The organism is Saccharomonospora amisosensis (genome assembly GCF_011761185.1).
GTDB classification, from domain to species: domain Bacteria; phylum Actinomycetota; class Actinomycetes; order Mycobacteriales; family Pseudonocardiaceae; genus Saccharomonospora_A; species Saccharomonospora_A amisosensis.
This window is the reverse complement of the sequence record NZ_JAAOYM010000001.1, coordinates 1,050,085-1,068,686: the sequence shown is the minus strand read 5'-3', so window position 1 is coordinate 1,068,686 and position 18,602 is coordinate 1,050,085. Positions and strand designations below refer to the sequence as shown.

Annotated in this window: 18 protein-coding genes and 1 riboswitch; of the genes, 9 read left to right on the top strand and 9 right to left on the bottom strand. The window is 69.6% G+C overall.

Annotated elements, in window-relative coordinates:
* The first annotated feature begins 39 nt into the window (after positions 1-39).
* The 4 genes from FHU38_RS05310 to FHU38_RS05295 are packed head-to-tail and all read left to right on the top strand — an operon-like array spanning position 40 to position 4,046.
* The gene (locus tag FHU38_RS05310) at positions 40-1,020 is read left to right on the top strand and encodes an ABC transporter permease (protein WP_167167065.1); all 981 of its coding nucleotides are present in this window, start codon (positions 40-42) and stop codon (positions 1,018-1,020) included.
* Complete coding sequence (locus FHU38_RS05305) at positions 1,013-1,939, top strand: ABC transporter permease (RefSeq protein WP_167167063.1); 927 nt, start codon at positions 1,013-1,015, stop codon at positions 1,937-1,939. The genes FHU38_RS05310 and FHU38_RS05305 overlap by 8 nt, the downstream gene beginning before the upstream one ends.
* Positions 1,936-2,997, top strand: coding sequence for an ABC transporter ATP-binding protein (locus FHU38_RS05300; RefSeq protein ID WP_167167060.1), 1,062 nt, complete (start codon positions 1,936-1,938; stop codon positions 2,995-2,997). Before FHU38_RS05305 ends, FHU38_RS05300 begins: the two co-directional genes overlap by 4 nt.
* Positions 2,994-4,046 carry an ABC transporter ATP-binding protein gene (locus FHU38_RS05295; protein ID WP_167167058.1) on the top strand — a complete coding sequence of 351 codons (1,053 nt, stop codon included), beginning with the start codon at positions 2,994-2,996 and terminating at the stop codon, positions 4,044-4,046. The genes FHU38_RS05300 and FHU38_RS05295 overlap by 4 nt, the downstream gene beginning before the upstream one ends.
* Before the next feature lie 45 nt (positions 4,047-4,091).
* On the opposite strand, the gene FHU38_RS05290 is transcribed toward FHU38_RS05295, so the two are convergent.
* From FHU38_RS05290 to FHU38_RS05265, 6 genes are all read right to left on the bottom strand, one after another.
* Entirely contained in the window at positions 4,092-5,858 is a 1,767-nt protein-coding gene (locus FHU38_RS05290; protein ID WP_313886668.1) for an ABC transporter family substrate-binding protein, read from the bottom strand.
* A gap of 159 nt (positions 5,859-6,017) precedes the next feature.
* Positions 6,018-7,943, bottom strand: a complete 1,926-nt coding sequence (gene typA / locus FHU38_RS05285) for a translational GTPase TypA (protein WP_167167056.1) — start codon at positions 7,941-7,943, stop codon at positions 6,018-6,020.
* A 151-nt stretch (positions 7,944-8,094) separates the two neighbouring features.
* Positions 8,095-8,394 (bottom strand): YciI family protein, encoded by a 300-nt coding sequence (locus FHU38_RS05280; protein ID WP_167167054.1) that lies wholly within the window; start codon positions 8,392-8,394, stop codon positions 8,095-8,097.
* A 52-nt stretch (positions 8,395-8,446) separates the two neighbouring features.
* Positions 8,447-8,854: an NUDIX domain-containing protein gene (locus FHU38_RS05275; RefSeq protein ID WP_167167052.1), complete on the bottom strand. Its 408-nt coding sequence runs from the start codon at positions 8,852-8,854 to the stop codon at positions 8,447-8,449.
* A 3-nt stretch (positions 8,855-8,857) separates the two neighbouring features.
* On the bottom strand, positions 8,858-10,219 hold the full coding sequence (locus tag FHU38_RS05270) for a sensor histidine kinase (protein ID WP_167167049.1): 1,362 nt from the start codon (positions 10,217-10,219) through the stop codon (positions 8,858-8,860).
* Positions 10,216-10,932 (bottom strand): response regulator transcription factor, encoded by a 717-nt coding sequence (locus FHU38_RS05265; protein WP_167167047.1) that lies wholly within the window; start codon positions 10,930-10,932, stop codon positions 10,216-10,218. The genes FHU38_RS05270 and FHU38_RS05265 overlap by 4 nt, the downstream gene beginning before the upstream one ends.
* Before the next feature lie 127 nt (positions 10,933-11,059).
* Here FHU38_RS05265 and FHU38_RS05260 point away from each other — a divergent pair, with 127 nt between their 5' ends.
* Genes FHU38_RS05260 through FHU38_RS05250 form a run of 3 tightly spaced genes read left to right on the top strand, consistent with a single transcriptional unit; the run spans position 11,060 to position 13,985 of the window.
* A complete protein-coding gene (locus tag FHU38_RS05260) occupies positions 11,060-12,109 on the top strand; it encodes a LolA family protein (protein ID WP_208415565.1) in 1,050 nt (349 codons plus the stop codon).
* Positions 12,106-13,101, top strand: coding sequence for an ABC transporter ATP-binding protein (locus FHU38_RS05255; protein WP_167167045.1), 996 nt, complete (start codon positions 12,106-12,108; stop codon positions 13,099-13,101). The genes FHU38_RS05260 and FHU38_RS05255 overlap by 4 nt, the downstream gene beginning before the upstream one ends.
* Before the next feature lie 8 nt (positions 13,102-13,109).
* Entirely contained in the window at positions 13,110-13,985 is an 876-nt protein-coding gene (locus tag FHU38_RS05250; RefSeq protein WP_390623316.1) for an ABC transporter permease subunit, read from the top strand.
* A 7-nt stretch (positions 13,986-13,992) separates the two neighbouring features.
* Here the strand turns inward: FHU38_RS05250 and FHU38_RS05245 are convergent, their stop codons facing one another.
* The 3 genes from FHU38_RS05245 to FHU38_RS05235 are packed head-to-tail and all read right to left on the bottom strand — an operon-like array spanning position 13,993 to position 17,638.
* The gene (locus tag FHU38_RS05245; protein WP_167167043.1) at positions 13,993-15,006 is read right to left on the bottom strand and encodes an ABC transporter ATP-binding protein; all 1,014 of its coding nucleotides are present in this window, start codon (positions 15,004-15,006) and stop codon (positions 13,993-13,995) included.
* Positions 15,006-16,622, bottom strand: a complete 1,617-nt coding sequence (locus FHU38_RS05240; RefSeq protein WP_167167041.1) for an ABC transporter permease — start codon at positions 16,620-16,622, stop codon at positions 15,006-15,008. The genes FHU38_RS05245 and FHU38_RS05240 overlap by 1 nt, the downstream gene beginning before the upstream one ends.
* Positions 16,598-17,638 carry a thiamine ABC transporter substrate-binding protein gene (locus tag FHU38_RS05235; RefSeq protein WP_167175555.1) on the bottom strand — a complete coding sequence of 347 codons (1,041 nt, stop codon included), beginning with the start codon at positions 17,636-17,638 and terminating at the stop codon, positions 16,598-16,600. The genes FHU38_RS05240 and FHU38_RS05235 overlap by 25 nt, the downstream gene beginning before the upstream one ends.
* A gap of 153 nt (positions 17,639-17,791) precedes the next feature.
* Positions 17,792-17,903, bottom strand: a riboswitch (TPP riboswitch).
* Positions 17,904-17,935: 32 nt separating this feature from the next.
* Here FHU38_RS05235 and FHU38_RS05230 point away from each other — a divergent pair.
* Both FHU38_RS05230 and FHU38_RS05225 read left to right on the top strand, forming a co-directional pair.
* Entirely contained in the window at positions 17,936-18,226 is a 291-nt protein-coding gene (locus FHU38_RS05230) for a 4a-hydroxytetrahydrobiopterin dehydratase (protein ID WP_167167039.1), read from the top strand.
* 79 nt (positions 18,227-18,305) lie between these two features.
* Positions 18,306-18,584 (top strand): hypothetical protein, encoded by a 279-nt coding sequence (locus FHU38_RS05225; RefSeq protein ID WP_167167037.1) that lies wholly within the window; start codon positions 18,306-18,308, stop codon positions 18,582-18,584.
* Positions 18,585-18,602 lie beyond the last annotated feature (18 nt).

The window sequence follows — 18,602 nt, the reverse complement described above, 5'->3', positions numbered from 1 at the left end:
GTCGCCGCACGTCGATTCGTTCACAGCAGGAAGACCTCCATGCTCGCCTACGCCCTGCGCCGATTCCTGATATCGGTGCCGATCCTCATCGCCTCGACGTTCGTCGTCTTCCTCATGGCGTCGCTGTCGGGCAATCCGCTGAATCAACTGATGGCGAAGAACCCGCCGCCACCGCCACACACCATCGAACTGGAGCGGCAACGGCTGAACCTCGACCAGCCGCTGCTCGAGCGCTACTGGAACTGGCTCACCGGCATCTTCCGGGGTGACTTCGGCCCTTCGGTGCAGTCGACCATGGACATCGGCTCCGAGGTCACCAGCGCCTATCTCGTGACGCTGCGGCTCATCGCCGCCGCCATGCTCATCGCGCTCATCCTCGCGGTCATCGTCGGTGTGGTCAGCGCCGTGAAGCAGTACTCCGGCATCGACTACACCTTCACCTTCACCGGCTTCCTGTTCCTCGCGATGCCGTCGTTCTGGTTCGCGATCCTGCTCAAGGAAGCGGGCATCAGCTTCAACAACGCCGTCGGCGACCAAGTGCTCTACACCATCGGCGACAGTTCGGTGTATGTCGCGGGCGGCGCATGGGCGCAGCTCGCCGACACACTCGGCCACATGGTGCTGCCCACTATCTCGCTGGCACTCATCTCCTTCGCCGCATGGAGCCGGTTCCAGCGCGGCTCCATGCTCGAGGTGCTCAACAGCGACTACGTCCGGCTTGCGAGGGCGAAGGGCCTGAGCAGGGGCCGAGTGATGCGCCGCCACGCGCTGCGCACCGCCCTGATCCCGCTGGCGACCGTCACCGCACTCGACCTCGGTTCGATCATCTCCGGAGCCGTCGTCACCGAAACCGTGTTCCAGTGGCGCGGCGCGGGCCACTTCCTGCTGCAGGCCATCCAGCGCGACGACGTCTACGCCATCACGGCGTGGCTGCTGTTCTCGGCGACCATCATCATCGTGCTGAATCTGGTCGCCGACCTGCTCTACGGCGTGCTCGACCCGAGGATCCGCTATGCCTGACAACATCGAAACCGCCCCGCCCGTGACCACGCCGACACAGCCACCCGTCGAGCGCGAGTTCACCGTCGCCGAGCGCAGCCAGGCGCAGTTGGTGATCCGCAGGTTCCTGCAACACAAGCTTGCCGTGGGCAGCCTCTTCGTGTTGCTGGCGATCGTGTTGCTGGCCTTCGTCGGTGGCGCGCTGTGGAAGTACGACGTGGCCGACCTCACCGGGGACAACTCGCAGCCGCCGTCGTGGGACCACCCGTTCGGCACCGACGCCGTCGGCCACGACAGCTTCGCGCAGGTACTGCGCGGCACCCAGATCTCGATCGGGATCGCCGTGCTGGTCGCGCTTTTCGCGACCTTCGTCGGCACGATCTGGGGATCGGTGGCCGGGTTCTACCGCGGCTGGATCGACACCGTCCTGATGCGCATCGCCGACCTGGTGCTGACCCTCCCCCTGCTCGCCGTCGCCGCGGTGCTCGGGCACAACGTCGGCGGCAGCTGGTGGCTGATCGCGGTCGTGCTGGGCGGCCTGTACTGGGCATACGTGTCCCGCGTCGCCAGAGGTGTGGTGCTCTCGCTTCGGGAGAAGGAATTCATCGAGGCCGCAAGGGCCCTCGGTGCCAGCGACCTGCGGATCATCTTCCGGCACCTGGTGCCCAACGCGCTCGGTTCGGTGATCGTCAACGCCACGATTCTGGTGGCGCTCGCGATTCTCATCGAGACCGCGTTGTCGTTCCTCGGCTTCGGTGTGCAGCCGCCCGACACCTCACTGGGGCTGCTGGTGAGCCAGAACCAGACCGCCGTTTCGACGCGGCCGTGGCTGTTCTACTTCCCCGGCCTGTTCATCATCCTGATCGCGCTGACGATCAACTTCATCGGGGACGGACTGCGTGACGCGTTCGACCCCCAGCAGACGAAGGTGCGCGCATGACCTCCACCGACCCAGTACTCGAGGTGGAAGACCTGACCGTCCAGTTCCCCACCGACGACGGGCTCGTGCAGGCCGTCCGGGGAGTCAGCTACCAGCTGCGCAGGGGGGAGGTACTCGGTGTCGTCGGTGAGTCCGGTTCTGGCAAGTCGGTGACCTCCATGGCGATCATGGGCCTGCTGCCCAAGACCGCCCAGATCTCCGGGTCCGTGCGCTTCCAGGGCCAGGAGCTGCTGGACGCCAACGACAAGCGGATGTCCACGGTGCGAGGCCGCGGCATCTCGATGGTCTTCCAGGACCCGATGACCTCGCTGAACCCGGTCTACACGGTGGGCGACCAGATCGCCGAGGCGATCCTGGCGCACAACGACATCCGCAAGGACGCCGCCCGCGACCAGGCCGTCGAACTGCTCGAGACCGTGCACATCCCGAACCCGAAGCAGCGGGCGAAGGCCTACCCGCACGAGTTGTCCGGTGGCATGCGGCAGCGGATCGTCATCGCGATCGCGATGGCCAACCGGCCGGACGTGATCATCGCCGACGAACCGACAACGGCGCTGGATGTGACGGTGCAGGCGCAGATCCTGGAGTCACTGCAGATCGCGCAGCGCGAGACGGGCGCCGCGATGATCCTGATCACCCACGACCTCGGTGTCATCGCGGGACAGGCCGACCGGGTGCAGGTGATGTACGCCGGAAAGGTCGTCGAGGCGGGCACCGCGGAAGAGGTGTTCTACACCCCTCGGATGCCGTACACGCTCGGACTGCTCGGCAGCCTTCCCCGGCTGGACGTCAAGGCCGAGCGGCTCAACCCGATCGCCGGCTCACCACCCTCGGTGGTGAACATGCCGCCGGGTTGCCCGTTCAGCCCTCGCTGCCCGCTCGCTGAGGAGGTCTGTGACTCCGAGGAGCCCACGCTACAACCGGGTTCCACCCCGGAGCACCTCGCGGCGTGCCACTTCGCCTACCGGGTGGAGGGCCACGAGCCGGGCGAGTTGTTCCACCCGAGGACCGACGACCCACAGCCTGCCGCTGCGTTCGAAGGCGAGGCACGCTCATGACGGAGACATCGCTGGCCGTAGCGCCGATCGACACCGGCAAGGAACCGGTGCTTTCCGCCCGCGACCTCGTTAAGCACTTCCCTGTCCGCGGTGGCGGGCTGCTGCGCCGCAGGATCGGAGACGTGCACGCGGTGTGCGGCGTTTCCTTCGACATCTATCCCAACGAGACACTCGGCCTCGTCGGCGAGTCCGGCTGCGGCAAATCCACCACCGCGCGAGTGGTGCTGAACCTGCAGCCCGCAACCTCCGGAGAGGTGCTGTTCCAGGGCAAGCGGCTCAACGACCTGCCGAACAAGGAAATGCGCCGGCTGCGTCGCAGCCTGCAGATCGTGTTCCAGGACCCTTACGCGTCGCTGGACCCGCGCATTCCCGTGAACGAGATCGTGGCCGAGCCGCTTCGGATTCACGGTCTCTACGGCGATAACGGCAAGGAGCGGGTACGCGAGCTGCTGAGCACGGTTGGGCTGCGGCCCGAACACGGTAACCGCTTCCCGCACGAGTTCTCCGGCGGCCAGCGGCAGCGGATCGGCATCGCGAGGGCACTCGCACTGGAGCCGAAGGTACTCGTGCTCGACGAGCCGGTGTCCGCATTGGACGTTTCGATCCAGGCCGGTGTGCTGAACCTGCTGCAGGATCTACAGTCCCAGCTGGATCTTTCCTACCTGTTCGTCTCCCACGACCTTTCCGTCGTGCGGCACATCGCCGACCGTATCGCGGTGATGTACCTTGGCAAGATCGTGGAACTCGCACCGGCCGAGCAACTTTTCCAGAGCCCGGCCCACCCCTACACCCAGGCGCTGATCTCCGCGATCCCGGTGCCCGACCCGCGCAAGGAACGCAGCAGGCAGCGAATCGTGATCACCGGCGACGTGCCGAACCCGGTGAACCCACCGACGGGATGCCGGTTCCGCACCCGGTGCCCGAAGTTCGCCAACACGCTGTCGGAGAACCAGCGCAGCCTGTGTGTGAACACCGAGCCCGAACTGATCGATCGCGGGCAGGGACATCCTTCGGCGTGCCACTACGCCGAGAGTGCCCAACTGCTGTGAACTTCTTGGGCCTGCCGGTGGGTGTTTCGCCCGTCGGCAGGCCCCTCAGCGGGGCCCTCTGGTCCAGTTGACCGCGGAGGAGAACGGCCCGACCAGCGGCGGACCGGGAGTGACGCCGGAGACGGTGGACCCGATGGCCAGCGTGTCGGCCAGCTGGAACAGCGGGATGGCCACGTTGGACTGCCACAGCCGTGGCTCCAGCTCCGCAAGGCTGTCCCGAAGCGGCTCAGCGCCGCTGAGCGCGGCGTCGATCATGGGTTGCAGTTCCTCGTCACAGAAGGCCGCGGAGTTGGCGGGTGTGCGCACGCCGCTGCCCTCGGGCGGCTCGGAGTCCCAGCCCGGACCGCAACCGAACGTCGAGGCCAGCGTCGAAGCAGGGTCGACGCTCACCGGCCTCGGTACCACCGCGATGTCCACCGTGACCTCCCCGTTCTGTGGCTGTGACTGGCCCTGCCCGGTCGGCTGGTCGGGCTCGGTCGTGCTCACCGGTGTGGCGAGCATGGTGGAGAACAGCTCTCTCGGCTGCGGTGTGACTGTCGTTACCTCGATTCCCGCCGCGATGAGCTGCCTGCTGAGTTCCCTGGCGACGCGGGCATAGGGTTCCCGCTGCCCGGGTGAGGCCACCACCAGCGACAGCGTCTGACCGTCCTTGACCCAGGTGCCTGCTTCCCGGGTGTAGCCCGCCTCGGTCAGCAGCCGCTCCGCCTGGCGCGGAGCGGGGCGACGAGGGGGCCCGGGAGGGATGGTGGGTGCGTAGCCTTCCGCCGAGGGTGCGAGCACCTGCGAGCCCGCCCGTAGCCGGGCGGAGGGGCCGCCCTGGGTTCCTTCCGCGATCAACCGTTCCCTGTCGAGCAGTGCGGCGATCCCCGCACGTACCTTGTCGTCGGCCAGCGCGGGCCCGGCCGGGCGCAGCAGCACCTCGGCGAGGTAGGGCCTCGCCACGGTGTGGGACTGTGCGTCCTCACCGAGTTCGGAGAACAGCTTCACGCCGTCGGCGTCGGTGGGGGCGAGCGCGAACTGGTCGGTGCCGCTTCGCAGAGCCGCGGCCATCCCCTGCTGGTCCGACCTGTGCAACACGATCCTGTCGACCGCGGCGGGTTTGGCCCAGTAGCGCTCGTTGCGCTCCAGGATGACCTCGCCACGCTCGTTGTCGACGGTCTTGATGGAGAACGGGCCGCCGTAGGCGGGGAAGCTGTCGGCGAGGGCACCCTGCCACCCGCCGGGCGCGTCCTTGAGCGCGTGCGAGGGCAACAGGTTGTCGAACAACGTCTTCCACCCTGGGTAGGGCTCGCTGAAGGTGACCTCGACGAGCTTGCCGCCCTCTCCCGGCTCGATCGAGGAGATCAGCCGGTAACCGGCGGGGTCGACCACACCGGGCTGGTTCTTCATCGCCTCGGCGAGGTAGACGAAGTCCTCGACGGCGATCGGGGCGCCGTCGGACCAGGATGCCTCGGGGCGAATGCGGTAGGTGACTGTGAACGGTTCCTCGGAGGTCACCTCTGCGGAGGTCATCAGGTTCTCGTCGAGGGTGAGGGTGCCGTCGTCGTCGGAACGAAACGGTGAAGGCAGCAGTAGCTGCGAAAGCGCTTGCGTGATCGTGGAAAGGTCGCCGAGGTTGTGCGGGTTGTAGCCGCCAACCACGTCGTCGATGCCGACCACGATCTGCGAGGGCGTCTCGACGGGCGGCACCGAGGTTTGCGCGATCGGAGTGCTCACCACCGGTGGAGGCGGGGTGTTCGAGCACGCGGCGAGCAGCACGGCGAGCACCAGCACCAGTAACGGATGAGCCGCCTTACCGTTCTTCGCTCGCACGCCGCAGCCCCTCCCTGCTCGTCGAACTATGTTTCACCGCGCCCGCGACCCGGGTGCGCCGTCGTGTCGAGACTGCCAGATCGCATGTCAAGTCCGGATGGCGGTACGGGTACCGCTGTCCGAGTGACGCAGCGGCGCGCGTCACGGTTCCCGTGAGGCTCAGCCGTTGTCTCGGCTCTTGGCCTTCGACCGCTCCTTGGCGCGCTGAGAGACGTCCAGGGTGACCTTGCGCACCCGTACGAACTTCGGCGTCACCTCGACGCACTCGTCCACCGAGCAGAACTCCAGCGCCTCCTCCAAGCCCATCCTGCGCGGCCTGGCCAGTCGTTCCAGCTCGTCACCTGTGGAGGAGCGGATGTTGGTTAGCTTCTTCTCCTTGGTGATGTTGACGTCCAGATCCTCCGCCCTCGGGTTCTCGCCGACGACCATGCCCTCGTAGACCTCCGCGCCCGGCTCGACGAAGAAGGTGCCTCGGTCGGCGAGTTGCAGCAGGGCGTAGGTGGTCACCGCACCGGCGCGGTCGGCGACCAGTGAGCCGCTGTGCCGGGTCCTGATCTCCCCTGCCCACGGGAAATACCCCTCGAAAGTGTGGTTGGCGATGCCGGTGCCGCGGGTCTCGGTGAGGAAGTCGGTACGAAAGCCGATCAGGCCGCGCGCGGGCAGGATGTACTCAAGCTTGATCCGACCGCTGCCGTGCCCGGTCATGTGCTCCATGCGGCCCTTGCGAGCCGCCAGCAGTTGCGTGATGGACCCGAGATGCTCCTCCGGAGCATCCACGTACAGCCGCTCGAACGGCTCGTGCAGCTTGCCGTCGATGCTGCGGGTAACCACCTGCGGCTTGCCGACGGTCAACTCGAAGCCCTCACGACGCATCTGCTCGACCAGCACGGCCAGCGCCAGCTCACCCCTGCCCTGCACCTCCCAGGTGTCGGGCCGATCGGTCGGCAGCACGCGGACACTGACATTGCCGACGAGTTCGGCGTCGAGCCTCGCCTTGAGCAGTCGGGCGGTGAGCTTGTCGCCGCCGCCCCTGCCTGCCAACGGGGAGGTGTTGACACCGAAGGTCATCGAGATCGCGGGCTCGTCGACGGTGATCCTCGGCAGCGGCTCGGGGTGCTCCGGGTCGGCCAGCGTGTCGCCGATGGTGATGTCGGGAATACCGGCGATGGCCACCAGATCCCCTGCGCTGGCCTGCTGGGCGGGCACCCGGGTGAGCGCCTCGGTGACCAGCAGTTCTGAGATCCGCACCGACTGCGCGGTGCCGTCCTCGCGCAGCCACGCGACGGTCTGTCCCTTGCGCAGCCGCCCCGCGTGGATACGCACCAGCGCGATGCGGCCGAGGAAGCTGGAGGCGTCGAGGTTGGTCACCAGTGCGCTCAGCGGCGCCTCGGCGTCGGCAACGGGTGCCGGGATGTGGCTCAGCAGCACGTCGAACAGCGGGTCAAGGTTGCCGCCCTCTGGCACCGTGCCGTCGGCCGGTCGCTGCAGGCTGGCTACCCCGTCCCTGGCGGCCGCGTAGACCACCGGCATGGACAGCACGGCCTCCAGTGCGGCGTCGTCGGCGGCGGTGCCCTCTCCTCCTTCAGCCTCTCCGGCCAGCTCCAGCAACAGGTCGTGCGTCTCCTCGACCACCTCGGCGATGCGCGCGTCCGGCCGGTCGACCTTGTTCACCACGAGGATCACCGGCAGCCCCGCCTGCAAGGTCTTGCGCAGTACGAACCTGGTCTGCGGCAGCGGACCCTCGCTGGCGTCCACGAGCAGCACCACGCCGTCGACCATGGACAACCCGCGCTCCACCTCACCGCCGAAGTCGGCGTGACCTGGAGTGTCGATGACGTTGATCGTCACGGGACCGTCGGCGGTCTGGCGGCGGATGGCGGTGTTCTTGGCCAGGATCGTGATGCCCTTCTCCCGCTCGAGCTCACCGGAGTCGAGCACCCGATCGACGGGTTCCGCACGCTCCTCGAACGCTCCAGACTGCCGCAACATCGCGTCGACCAGCGTGGTCTTGCCGTGGTCGACGTGCGCGACGATAGCGATGTTGCGCAGGTCCGTCCTGGTCCTCGCGGCGGCGGCTGTGGGCACGCGTGAGCTCCCTGGTGCGAAAAAGGGTGGAATGACCAGCGGGCGGTCGCCCGGGCTGGGTCTCGACCAGGATAGCCGCGCCGCTGGCGCCGCCGACCGGCAGTGCCGGGTCCGCACCGGCACCGCGGTGGCTGAGCAGGGCAAACGCCGCTCAGTGTGTGATGGACTCGTTCAGCTCGCGCAATTGCGCCGCCGTTCTCGTCACAGCGAACTCGATCACCTCGTGGTGGGCGAGGTGCTCCAGCGCCAGCGGGTCCGACGCGAGCACCGCGTCGAGCTTGCCGCGCGGCATGGGCCTGGCCAGCAACACCTCACCGAGGTGCGCCTCCCGCCGCCCCGAGGCCAGCAGGTACTCGTGCTCGTACTGCTTGGCGAGCCATTCCACGTGGTCGCCGAGCGCGTAGTCGATCTCCTGCAGCGGCGCGGTGTAGGTCAGCAAGACGACGTACATGCCACCACGGTAAGGCCGCTGGGCACGGTCGGCAGTGGTCGGAGCCGACGCGTCAGCGCGCGTTGGCCGTACGCAACAGCCGCCGTAACTCGGGCACGAGCACCCGGTCGGCAGGCAGCCAGTCGAGTTCGGCGAGCCCGGCCGCGTCCACCCACCGCAGCGCGCTGTGTTCGACCGCCCGTGGCCTTGCAGAGGCGCTGACCAGCGTCGCGGTGAACACCCGCAGCACCGTGCCCGGCGAGAGCGGTACGTCCTCACCGAGGCGGCCGTGCACCACGACCTCGACACCGAGTTCCTCGACACACTCGCGGCGCAGAGCCTCGCGCTCGGTCTCGCCCGGCTCCACCCGGCCACCCGGCAGCTCCCACCGGCCTGCCATGTCGGCGGGGTAGGCGCGCTGCTGCGCCAGCACGGCGTGGTCGCGCACGAGGGCGGCTCCGACGATCACGACAGGTTCCATGGCTCACGACAACCTACCGGCACCCTGCTCGCGGTAGCGGCGCCAGCTCACCTGGAACCGCGCGCCACCCTCGGGTGATTCGCCAACCAGCACCTGCCCGCCCCTCCTGCGCACCGCCTCTGCGACGAGCGCCAGGCCCAGCCCCGCTCCACCCGAGCTGCGCGCCCTGTCGTCGGAGATCCGGTAGAAGCGGTCGAACACCCGCTCCCGGTGCTCCGGCTCGATGCCGGGACCGTCGTCGTCCACCACCACCCGCACCGTTGACCGCGCCGCGAGCACCGAGACCACGATCTGCGTCTCGGCATAGCGGCAGGCGTTGCGCAGCAGGTTGTTCAGCACCAGTTCCACCTCCGCCTTGGTGGCCAGCGCCCACGCGGCCGCCACGACGGCGCTGACGCGCACCGGCGGCGAACCGGACGGTAGCCGCGCCACCGCCTCACGCACCTCGGTGACCAGTTCGACCGGCTCTGAGGGCGGCAGCTCACCCGCGTCCGACCGGGCCAGCGCGAGCAGACCGTCCAGCAGCGCGGTGAGCCGTTCCGACTCGGCGAGCACGTCTTCCAGTGTCTCCTGCGCCAGCGTCGGGTCGGGATTGGCGACGGCGACCTCGGACTGCACCCTGATCGAGGCCACCGGTGAGCGCAGTTCGTGCGCGGCGTCGCCGGTGAAGCGGCGCAGCCGCTGCGTGGCCTCCTCCTGCCTGGCGAGCAGCGCGTTGAAGGCACCCGCGAGCGCGCGCAGTTCGTCGCTTGCCTCCGGCTGCGGCAGCCGCCTGCCCGCAGGCAGCGTGCGCAGGCTGCGCCGCATCCGGCTCACCGGTGCGAGCGCGGCGCGCACCCCGATCGCCGTCGCCAGCGTGGCCACCAGCGCCCCGAGCAACGCCGCCAGCAACAGCCAGCTCGAGCCGTCGGCGACGGCCTCGGCGAAGCCGACCATCGGCGCGCCTACCGCCACCAGCCGTTGCGAGCCGTCGGGAGCCGTCACGACCCAGCCCTGCCAGCGCCAGGCGGGCACGTCGGCACGGCCAGGTTCCGCCGTGACGGCGAGCCCCGCCTTCAGCTCGCCGATCGCCGCGGTGGACAACCCGGTCGGCGCTTCGCCGTCCACCGGGTCGCCCGCCGTGTCCAGCACCCGCACCTCGATTCCGCGCGGGGCCGCAGGCAACTCACCCGCTGCCACCACCGGAGCGGCCGAGCCGAGCACCGAGGCCAGTTCCTCGTCGACGGAACCGACCAGCAGCGGACCGAGTGCCCTGCCCGCGAGTACCGCGAGCCCGAACAGGAACGCCAGGGTGATCGTGGTGGTGATGAGGGTGATCCGGAAGCGCAAGCTGCGCCGCCGCCACCAGCGGCGCGGCGACCTCACCCCGCGTTCGCCCCGTTCACTGCCGGGTCGGCCGCGACGTAGCCGTGACCGCGCACGGTCTTCAGCAACGACCCCGCGCCCGCCGCTTCCAGCTTGCGGCGCACGTAACCGACGTAGACCTCCACCACGTTCCTGGTCGCCGCGTGCTCGTCACCCCAAACCGCGCGCAGCAGCTCGCCCTTCGTCACCACGGTCCCTGCCCGGCCGACGAGTACCTCCAGCAGCGCGAACTCCCGTGGGCTCAGCACCACCGGGTCGTCGTGCCAGTGCACCTGCCTGGTGGCCCTGTCCAGCACGAGCCCGCCGACTCGCAGCGGGCCACGCGCCGTCTGGGCCGCCGCCCGCCGCAACACGGCCCGCACCTGCGCGACCAGCACCACGAACGAGAAGGGTTTCACCAGGTAACCGTCGGCACCCAGGTCAAGCCCGTCGGCCTGGTCGACCTCACCGTCCTTGGCCGAGATGAGCAGCACCGGGGTGTGCACGCCCAACTCGCGCAACCGTTGCAGCACCCGGTAGCCGGACAGCCCGGGAAGCATGATGTCCAGCAGCAGCACGTCGAACGAACCGGTTCGTGCCAGCCGCAACGCCTCGGGTCCGTCGGCCGCGGGCACGACGTCCATGCCCTCCGCGGCAAGCCCCCGCTGCAGGGCCTTGCGCACTCCGGGCTCGTCGTCGACCACAAGTACTCGAGGGTTCACGGTTGCCAGCATGCCGCTTTCCTGGTCGTTCGCGCCGCCGCTCTCAGCGCGCTCTCAGCATCTCAGGTCCGTCTCAGCGCACGACGTGCAGTGTTCATGGCGAAGTGGGACACACTGGCAAGTAGTGAGAAGGAGGGGCATGGTGAATCCGAAACGAAGGGCCGTGACCGTGGCTGTCGCGGGCACGGCGGCAGGGGCGGTCGGGCTGGCGTTGCTCGCGCTGCCCGCGGGTGCGGGGGAGGCACCGGAACTGCCGCCGGTCAGCGCGGAGAACCTGGTGGAATCGGTACTGCGGGCGGACGCTCCGGCGCTGTCGGGCACGGTGGAGCTGGACAACCGGCTCGGGCTGCCCACCGTGCCGGGGATGCCCGCGCTGGAGGCCGACTCGACCCGGGTTTTCTACGACGGCTCGGGCCGCAGCAGGCTCGCGATCCAGCGCGACACGAGCGAGTACACGGTGGTGCACGGAAAGGACGTGCTGTGGACCTATGACTCGGCCGAGAACACGGTGACCCGCACTCCACTCACCCATGACAGGGCAGCACCGCCCGCCGACAGCGAACTCGCCGACCCGGCAACGCTGACCAACCGCCTGCTCAACGAGGTACGGCAGAGCAGCACGGTGGCCGTCGACGGCACGGCCACCGTCGCCGACCGCGCCGCCTATGAGCTGGTGCTGACACCGAAGCCGGACGAGCGGACCCTGCTGCGGGAGGTGCGCGTCGCCGTCGACAGCGAGACGCGGTTGCCGCTGCGGGTGTCGGCGTTCACCAACGGCACCACCGAGCCCGCGCTACGACTGGGATTCACCGACATCTCCTTCGGCGCTCAACCGGCGGAACTCTTCAGCTTCACCCCGCCGCAGGGGGCCGAGGTGGAGCAAGAGCAGGCCAACGGGCCGAGGGGTCCGCGACAGCACGGGGAAGTCGCGCCCGAGGTCGTCGGGTCGGGCTGGGACACCGTGCTGCTCACCAGGATGCCAGCCGAGATTGACACCGGTCACGAGGCGGAAGCGGGCGGTGACCTGCGCGGGATGCTGGAACAGGTCGGGCAGCGGGTGCGGGGGCCATACGGCTCCGGCTACCTGATCGAGACCACCGTGGCGACGGCACTGATCACCGACGACGGTCGGGTCGCGGTAGGCGCGGTGCCCGAACAGGTGCTGACCCAGGCGTTGGGCCGCCGGTGAGCACGGCACTGACCGGCGTGGCCGTTTCCGAGGAAGCGGCCACGCCGACCGTACCGCTGGCGGCGCGGGCCAGGGGGCTGCGCAAGACCTACGGCAGCACGGTCGCGGTCGACCACGTGGACCTGGACGTGCCGCAGGGCGCCGTGCTTGGCATGCTCGGCCCCAACGGCTCAGGCAAGACCACCACCATCCGCATGCTGCTCGGGCTGGTGCGCCCGACGGCGGGGGACGTGCGGCTGCTGGGGCATCCCATGCCGGACGGGGCGGGCAGGGCACTGCCCGACGTGGGCGCGTTGGTCGAGGCTCCGGGGTTCCACCCGTTCCTCTCCGGCCGCGAGAACCTGCTGCGCCTTGCCTCGGCGGAGCCGAGACTGGCAACGGCCGACGTCGCGGGCGCTGTCGATTCCGCGTTGGAGCGGGTCGGGCTGTCGGCGGCGGCGGGCCGCCGCTACCGGGCCTACTCGCTGGGTATGAAGCAGCGACTCGGCCTCGCGGGCGCGTTGCTGGTTCCCAGACGCATGGTGGTGCTCGACGAGCCGACCAACGGCCTCGATCCCGCGGGCACCAGGGAAGTACGCGCCATCATCGCGGAGTTGCATGCCGCGGGGGTGACCGTGCTGGTGTCGTCACACCTGCTCGCCGAGGTGGAGGCGACGTGCACGCACGTGGCGGTGCTGCACGAGGGCGGTGTCGTGGCGCAGGGTGAGTTGTCGGAGTTGCTGGAATCGGGCTCGCCCGCGCTGCTGGTGTCCACACCGGACGGATCGCGAGCGGTGGCGGCACTGCGCGAGCGGCGGGTGCCGTCCCGGTTGACCCCGCAGGGAGTTCGGGTGGACCTGTCCGCGACCACCGCGCCGGACGTTGTGGCCGCGCTGGTGCACGCCGAGGTGCCGGTGCACGAGGTGCGCAGGGCGCGAACGGGCCTTGAGGACCTGTTCGCGCGACTGACCCAGCAGGAGGGTCCGGAAGAGCAGCAGGAGGCGGCGACGTGACCACCGATGTGACACCGACCTCGGTTTCCGGGGTCGAGCAGCGTGCGGGTCGGCTGCGGGCGCCACTGGTCCGGTTGTTGCGAGCCGAGTTGCGTTGGATCTTCCGCAGACCACGCAACCTTGTGGTGCTCGGTCTGCTCGCCGTCGTCCCCGTGATCGTGGGGATCGCGCTGACGCTGGTCGATTCCCCTGGACCGCCTGGCCGGGGCGGCGATGGCAACGGCGCACTTCTCGCCACGGCGGGCGCGAACGCGATGGTGCTGCCGATCGGCGCGATGGCGATGACGCTCAGCCTGCTGCTGCCGCTGAGCGCGGCGATGGCGGGAGCCGACGCCATCGCGGGCGAGCAGGCACACGGCACGCTGCGCGGCATGCTGCTGGCCCCGGTGAGCAGGGGCAGGTTGCTGTTCGTGAAGGCGGTCGGCGTCGCCGTGCTGACCCTCACCGCGGTGCTGGTGATGGCGCTGACCGGCGTGCTGACCGGCCTCGCGATCAACGGGACCGACTCCCTGCTCACGTTGTCGGGTACGACGTTGTCGTTTCCCGGCGCGCTGCTGCGGGTACTGCTGGCTGCCGGCTGGGTGGCGCTGCAGTTGTGGGCGGTCGCCGCGGTCGCGCTGGCCATCTCCGCCACCACCGAGCACCCGATGCTGGTCGTGGCGTCCGTGTTGGGCGGCGTGGTGGTGTTCTCGGTGCTCAACCTGCTGGACGCGCTGGACTGGCTGCACCCGTTCCTGCTCAACTCCTCCTGGACCGCCATCGCCGACGTGCTGCGCGACCCGATCCCTGCCGACGCGCTAGGAGAGGGCGCGCTCCGGGCGGCGTGCTACCTCGTCATCGGGCTCTGCCTTGCCTACGCGCGGCTGGCCACCAAGGACGGTTGAGCCTGCTTCACCGGCCGATCACCGCGATCCCGTCGGGATCCAGCGCGAGGTGAACGCGGTCGCCGGGATGGATGTCGTCGGTCATCGACGCGACGGCGTCCACCCGGTCCGCTCCGGTGTCCGGCCGCACCGACAGCCGTACATGGTCGCGCCGGTGCACCTTCGCCAGCACCTCGGCCCCCTGCCCTTCGGGAGCCACCCGCACGGCGTTGGGCCGAAGGCCCAGTGTCAGCGCTCCCGACGGCGCCCATGGCAGCGGACACTCGCCAAGTGGGCAGCGAAGCACGCCGTCGGTCACCTGCCCTGCCAGTACCGTGCTGACGCCGAGGAACCGCGCCACACGTTCGTCCACCGGCCGCCGCCACACGTCAAGCAGATCGCCCACCTGCCGGATCTCGCCCGCGTCGAGCACGGCGAGCCGGTCGGCGAGCGTGAAGGCCTCCTCCTGGTCGTGCGTCACCAGCAGCGTGGTGATCTTGGCTCGGCGCAACACCTCGGCGAGGTCGATCGCCAACTGTTCCCGCAGTTCCCTGTCCAGCCCGGACAGCGGCTCGTCGAGCAGCAGCAGCCGCGGGCGGGGCGCGAGCGCCCTCGCCAGCGCGACCCGCTGCGCCTCACCTCCGGACAGCTCGCCCACCGCGCGCCGCTCGTAGCCGGACAGCCCCACCAACTCCAGCAGTTCGCTCACCCGTTCCGCCTGTTCAGCGGCGCTCACCCCGCGCATCCGCAGCCCGAAGGCGACGTTGCCCGCGACGTCGCGGTGCCGGAACAGCTGGCCGTCCTGAAAGACCAACCCGAAGTTGCGGCGGTGCACCGGCACCCGCGAGAGGTCGGCACCGTCCCAACGCACCTCGCCGGTTGCCGAGGGTTCCAACCCGGTGATCGCGCGCAGCAGCGTCGACTTGCCCGATCCCGACGGCCCGAGCAGGGCGAGCACCTCGCCGTCCGCGATCTCCAGGTTCGACTCCCTCACCGCGACGAAACCGCCGTATCGCACGGTCAACCCCGACACGGTGAGCATCAGAACTCCCCGACCCGCGACTGCGGCGAACGCAGCCGGTCGATCACCGCCGCCACCGCGAAGGTGACCACCATCAGCAACGCGCACGCCGCGTACGCCAACTGGCTGTTCAACTCGCCGGGCTTGCTCACCAGGTCGGCGATCGCCACCGGCAGCGTGGGGGCCTCCGGCCTGGCGAGGAAGCTGGTGGCGCCGAACTCGCCGAGCGCTACCACGTAGCCGAAGGCCGCCGCCGCCGCGAGCGAGCGGCCGACCAGCGGCAGATCCACCTCCCGCCACACCCGGGCCGGCCGTGCCCCGAGGGTGGCGGCGGCCTGGCGCAGCCGCTCGTCCACCGATCTCAGCACGGGCAGCACCATCCGCACGACCAGCGGGATGATGACGAGGGCCTGGGCGAACGGAACCAGTAGCGGCGACGTGCGCAGGTCCCAGGGCAGGTCACCGAGTGTCACCAGATAGCCGAACCCGACGGTCACCGCGGACACACCGAGCGGCAGCATCAACGCCGCATCCATCAGATCGCCGCCGAGACGTGCCGCACGCTGCCTCGAACGTCGAAACGACACCAGTGTCACCGCCGCGACCACGCCGACCAGCATCGCGAACACCGTGGCGTCAAAGGCCGTACGCAGCGAGTTCATCGCCGCCTGCCATCCAGTCACGGTGAGCACGCCGCCCTCGCCCGCGCCGGAGAGCGCGCGGTACCCCGCGAGGCTCCAACCGTCCCGGCCGGACACCGAGCGGACGAGCAGCGCGACAATCGGGACGGCCAGCAGGGCGATCACGGCGAAACCCCCGCCGACGACCCACCACTCACTCCGTCGCGGCGCCCGTGCCGACCTGGCGCGACCATTCAGAACGGCCGCCTTCTCCCCGCGTCCGCGAGCCACCGCACCGATCGCCAACGCGGCGACGACCGCGGCGAGCTGTACCAGTGACAGCGCGGCGGCGCCGGACAGGTCGAGCAGCTCCACCGTGCGCAGGTAGATCTCGGTCTCCAGCGTGCGCAGCCGCGAGCCACCGAGAAGCAGCACGACCCCGAAGCTGGTGGCGCAGAACAGGAACACCACGGCCGCAGCCGACGCGATCGCCGGTGCCAGCGCGGGCAGGGTCACCGATCGAAAAGCCTGCCACGGCGAGGCGCCCAGCGCCCGCGCCGCGTCCTCCCCTCTGCGGTCGAGCTGCCCCCACAGCCCACCCACGGTCCGCGCCACGACAGCGACGTTGAAGAACGCGTTGGCCAGCACGATCGTCATCACCCCGCCACCCGGCCACAGCGTGCGAAACGCCAGCCCGACCACCACGGTCGGCAGCACGAACGGCACCAGCACGAACGTGCGAACGGCGGCGACACCGGGCAGCCGCACCCGGGCGATCAGGTACGCGACCGGGAGCCCTGCCACGACGGCGACCGCGGTGGCGGCCGCGGCCTGCCCGACCGTGAAGGTCGCCAGCTCCCAGGTCTGCGCCTGCGCCAGCGTGGTGATCACGGCCCCTTCGCTGAAACCCAGCCGCAGGATCGCCACGACCGGCCAGGCGAAGAACACCGCGAGGAACCCGATCGGCAGTGCGGCCGACAGCGTGCCGGCCGCTACGTTCCCAGCAGGTCGCGCCATTGCTTGATCCAGCGTTCGCGCTCGGTACGCACTCGCTCACCCGGCAACGAGGCCGGGTCCGCGGGCGGCGGCGCCACCTTGTCCCAGCCGGACGGCAGCGCCACCCCCTGCCGCGCGGGATAAACGTACATGTTCTCGGCCACGGTGGACTGGAACTGTTGCGACAGCAGGAAGTCCACGACCTGGCCCGCCTTCTGCGGCCGCGATGTGCCCGCGAGCACGCCCGCGTACTCCACCTGCCGGTAGCAGGTGTCCAGCAGCGCCTCGGTGCGTGGCCTGCCCTCGGCGTCGACCTCGGCGGCGGGAGAGGAGGCGTACGACACCACGATCGGGCGCGGCCCCTTGCCGGAGGAACCGGAGAACTCCTGGGTGTAGGCCTGGGTCCAGCCGCTGACCACCTGCACCCCGTTGTCGGCCAGCCGGCGCCAGTAGTCGGCCCACCCCGGCTCGCCGAACTCGGCTACGGTCGCGAGCAGGAACGCCAGCCCCGGCGACGAGGTGGCGGGGTTCTGCACCACCGATAGGCCGCGGTACTCCGGCTTGGTGAGGTCGTCGAGCGTCCGCGGCAGCGGCAGGTCACGCTCGGCGAACCACTGGGTGTCGACGTTCACGCAGACGTCGCCCACGTCCACCGCCGACAGCCGGTGCTGCCGGTCGATCGCGTAACGCTGCGGGCCACGGTCGGCCTCCGGGCTGGTGTACGGCTCGAACACGCCCTCGGCGAGCGCGCGCGAGGCGAACGTCGAGTCCACGCCGTACGCGACATCACCGATCGGGTTGGCCTTGGTCAGGACCAGCTTGTTGGTGAGTTCTCCCGCGTCGCCCTCCTTGAGCACGCGCACCCGGATACCCGCGCGCTGCTCGAAAGCGGCGAGCACGTCCTTCGGGACCGCCCACGAGTCGTGGGTTACCAGCGTGACCGTGACCGGGCCCTGCTCCTGCTCCCCCGATTCGCCGACCAGCGTGCAGCCAGCGCTGAGCAACACGACCGCGACGAGCACGGCGATCACCCGCAGGTATCTCGTGCGGCCTCCGGCATCTTGCGGGACACCCTCCCCTGCTGTGGCCCACAAACCTGCCACAGCGGGGGCCCACCCCGGTCGGCCCGCATGAGCAAGGCGTCGCAAGCTCCGCGATTGTCCACTCATGCGGCCTCCTTGTCGCCGCGGCAAGGATGGCGCGAGCCTTCCTTCGCCGGCATGATCCGGATCAGGTGCGAACGGTCGTGGGGCTTCGGCCCACCTCTCAGCCCGGCTGGGCCGGACTCCCGTGGCAGAGGTGCAGCGTACTCGCCCTGACATCACCATGGACGCATGGCAGATGTACTCAGCGAAGAACGCATCGACGAAGCACTGACGCACCTTCCGCAATGGCGGCGCGACGGCGACGCCATCGAGCGGTCGGTGGAGCTGGCGAACTTCCCGCAGGCGATCCAGGTGGTGAACCGGGTCGCCGAGATCGCGGAAAGTGTCAACCACCATCCCGACATCGATATCCGCTGGCGCACCGTGAAGTTCCGGCTCAGCACACACTCCGAGGGCGGTATCACCGAAAAGGACGTGACTTTCGCCGAAGAAATCGACGAGGTGATCGACTCGGTGTGATCTCGGGCATCGTGGGCAACTCCTGACGTGGCAACGGACGTGGTTGTGGGTAGCCGATCCGTGTCGAAGGGAGTGCGCGATGAACCGTTCCGTGCGGCGTGTCCCGTCCGCCTCTGCGCTCGGGCTACTGATCATGATGTTGCTCGGCGCCGGGGTGCTGCCCGCGGCCGCCGCGACGAAGGACACCCAGGAGCAGGCCGCTAGTCCAACCTCGGACGGGGTCGTTCAGGCGCTCGTCGTGGGCAGCACCGCGTTCGCGATGATTATCGCGGTCGCGGGAGGCGTGCTGTTCTACACAGCCAAGGGCAGGCGGCGACCCGACGAACCGGTGATGGGCTCACCGACAACCCGCCCGTAACCCCCACCGCGAGTCCCC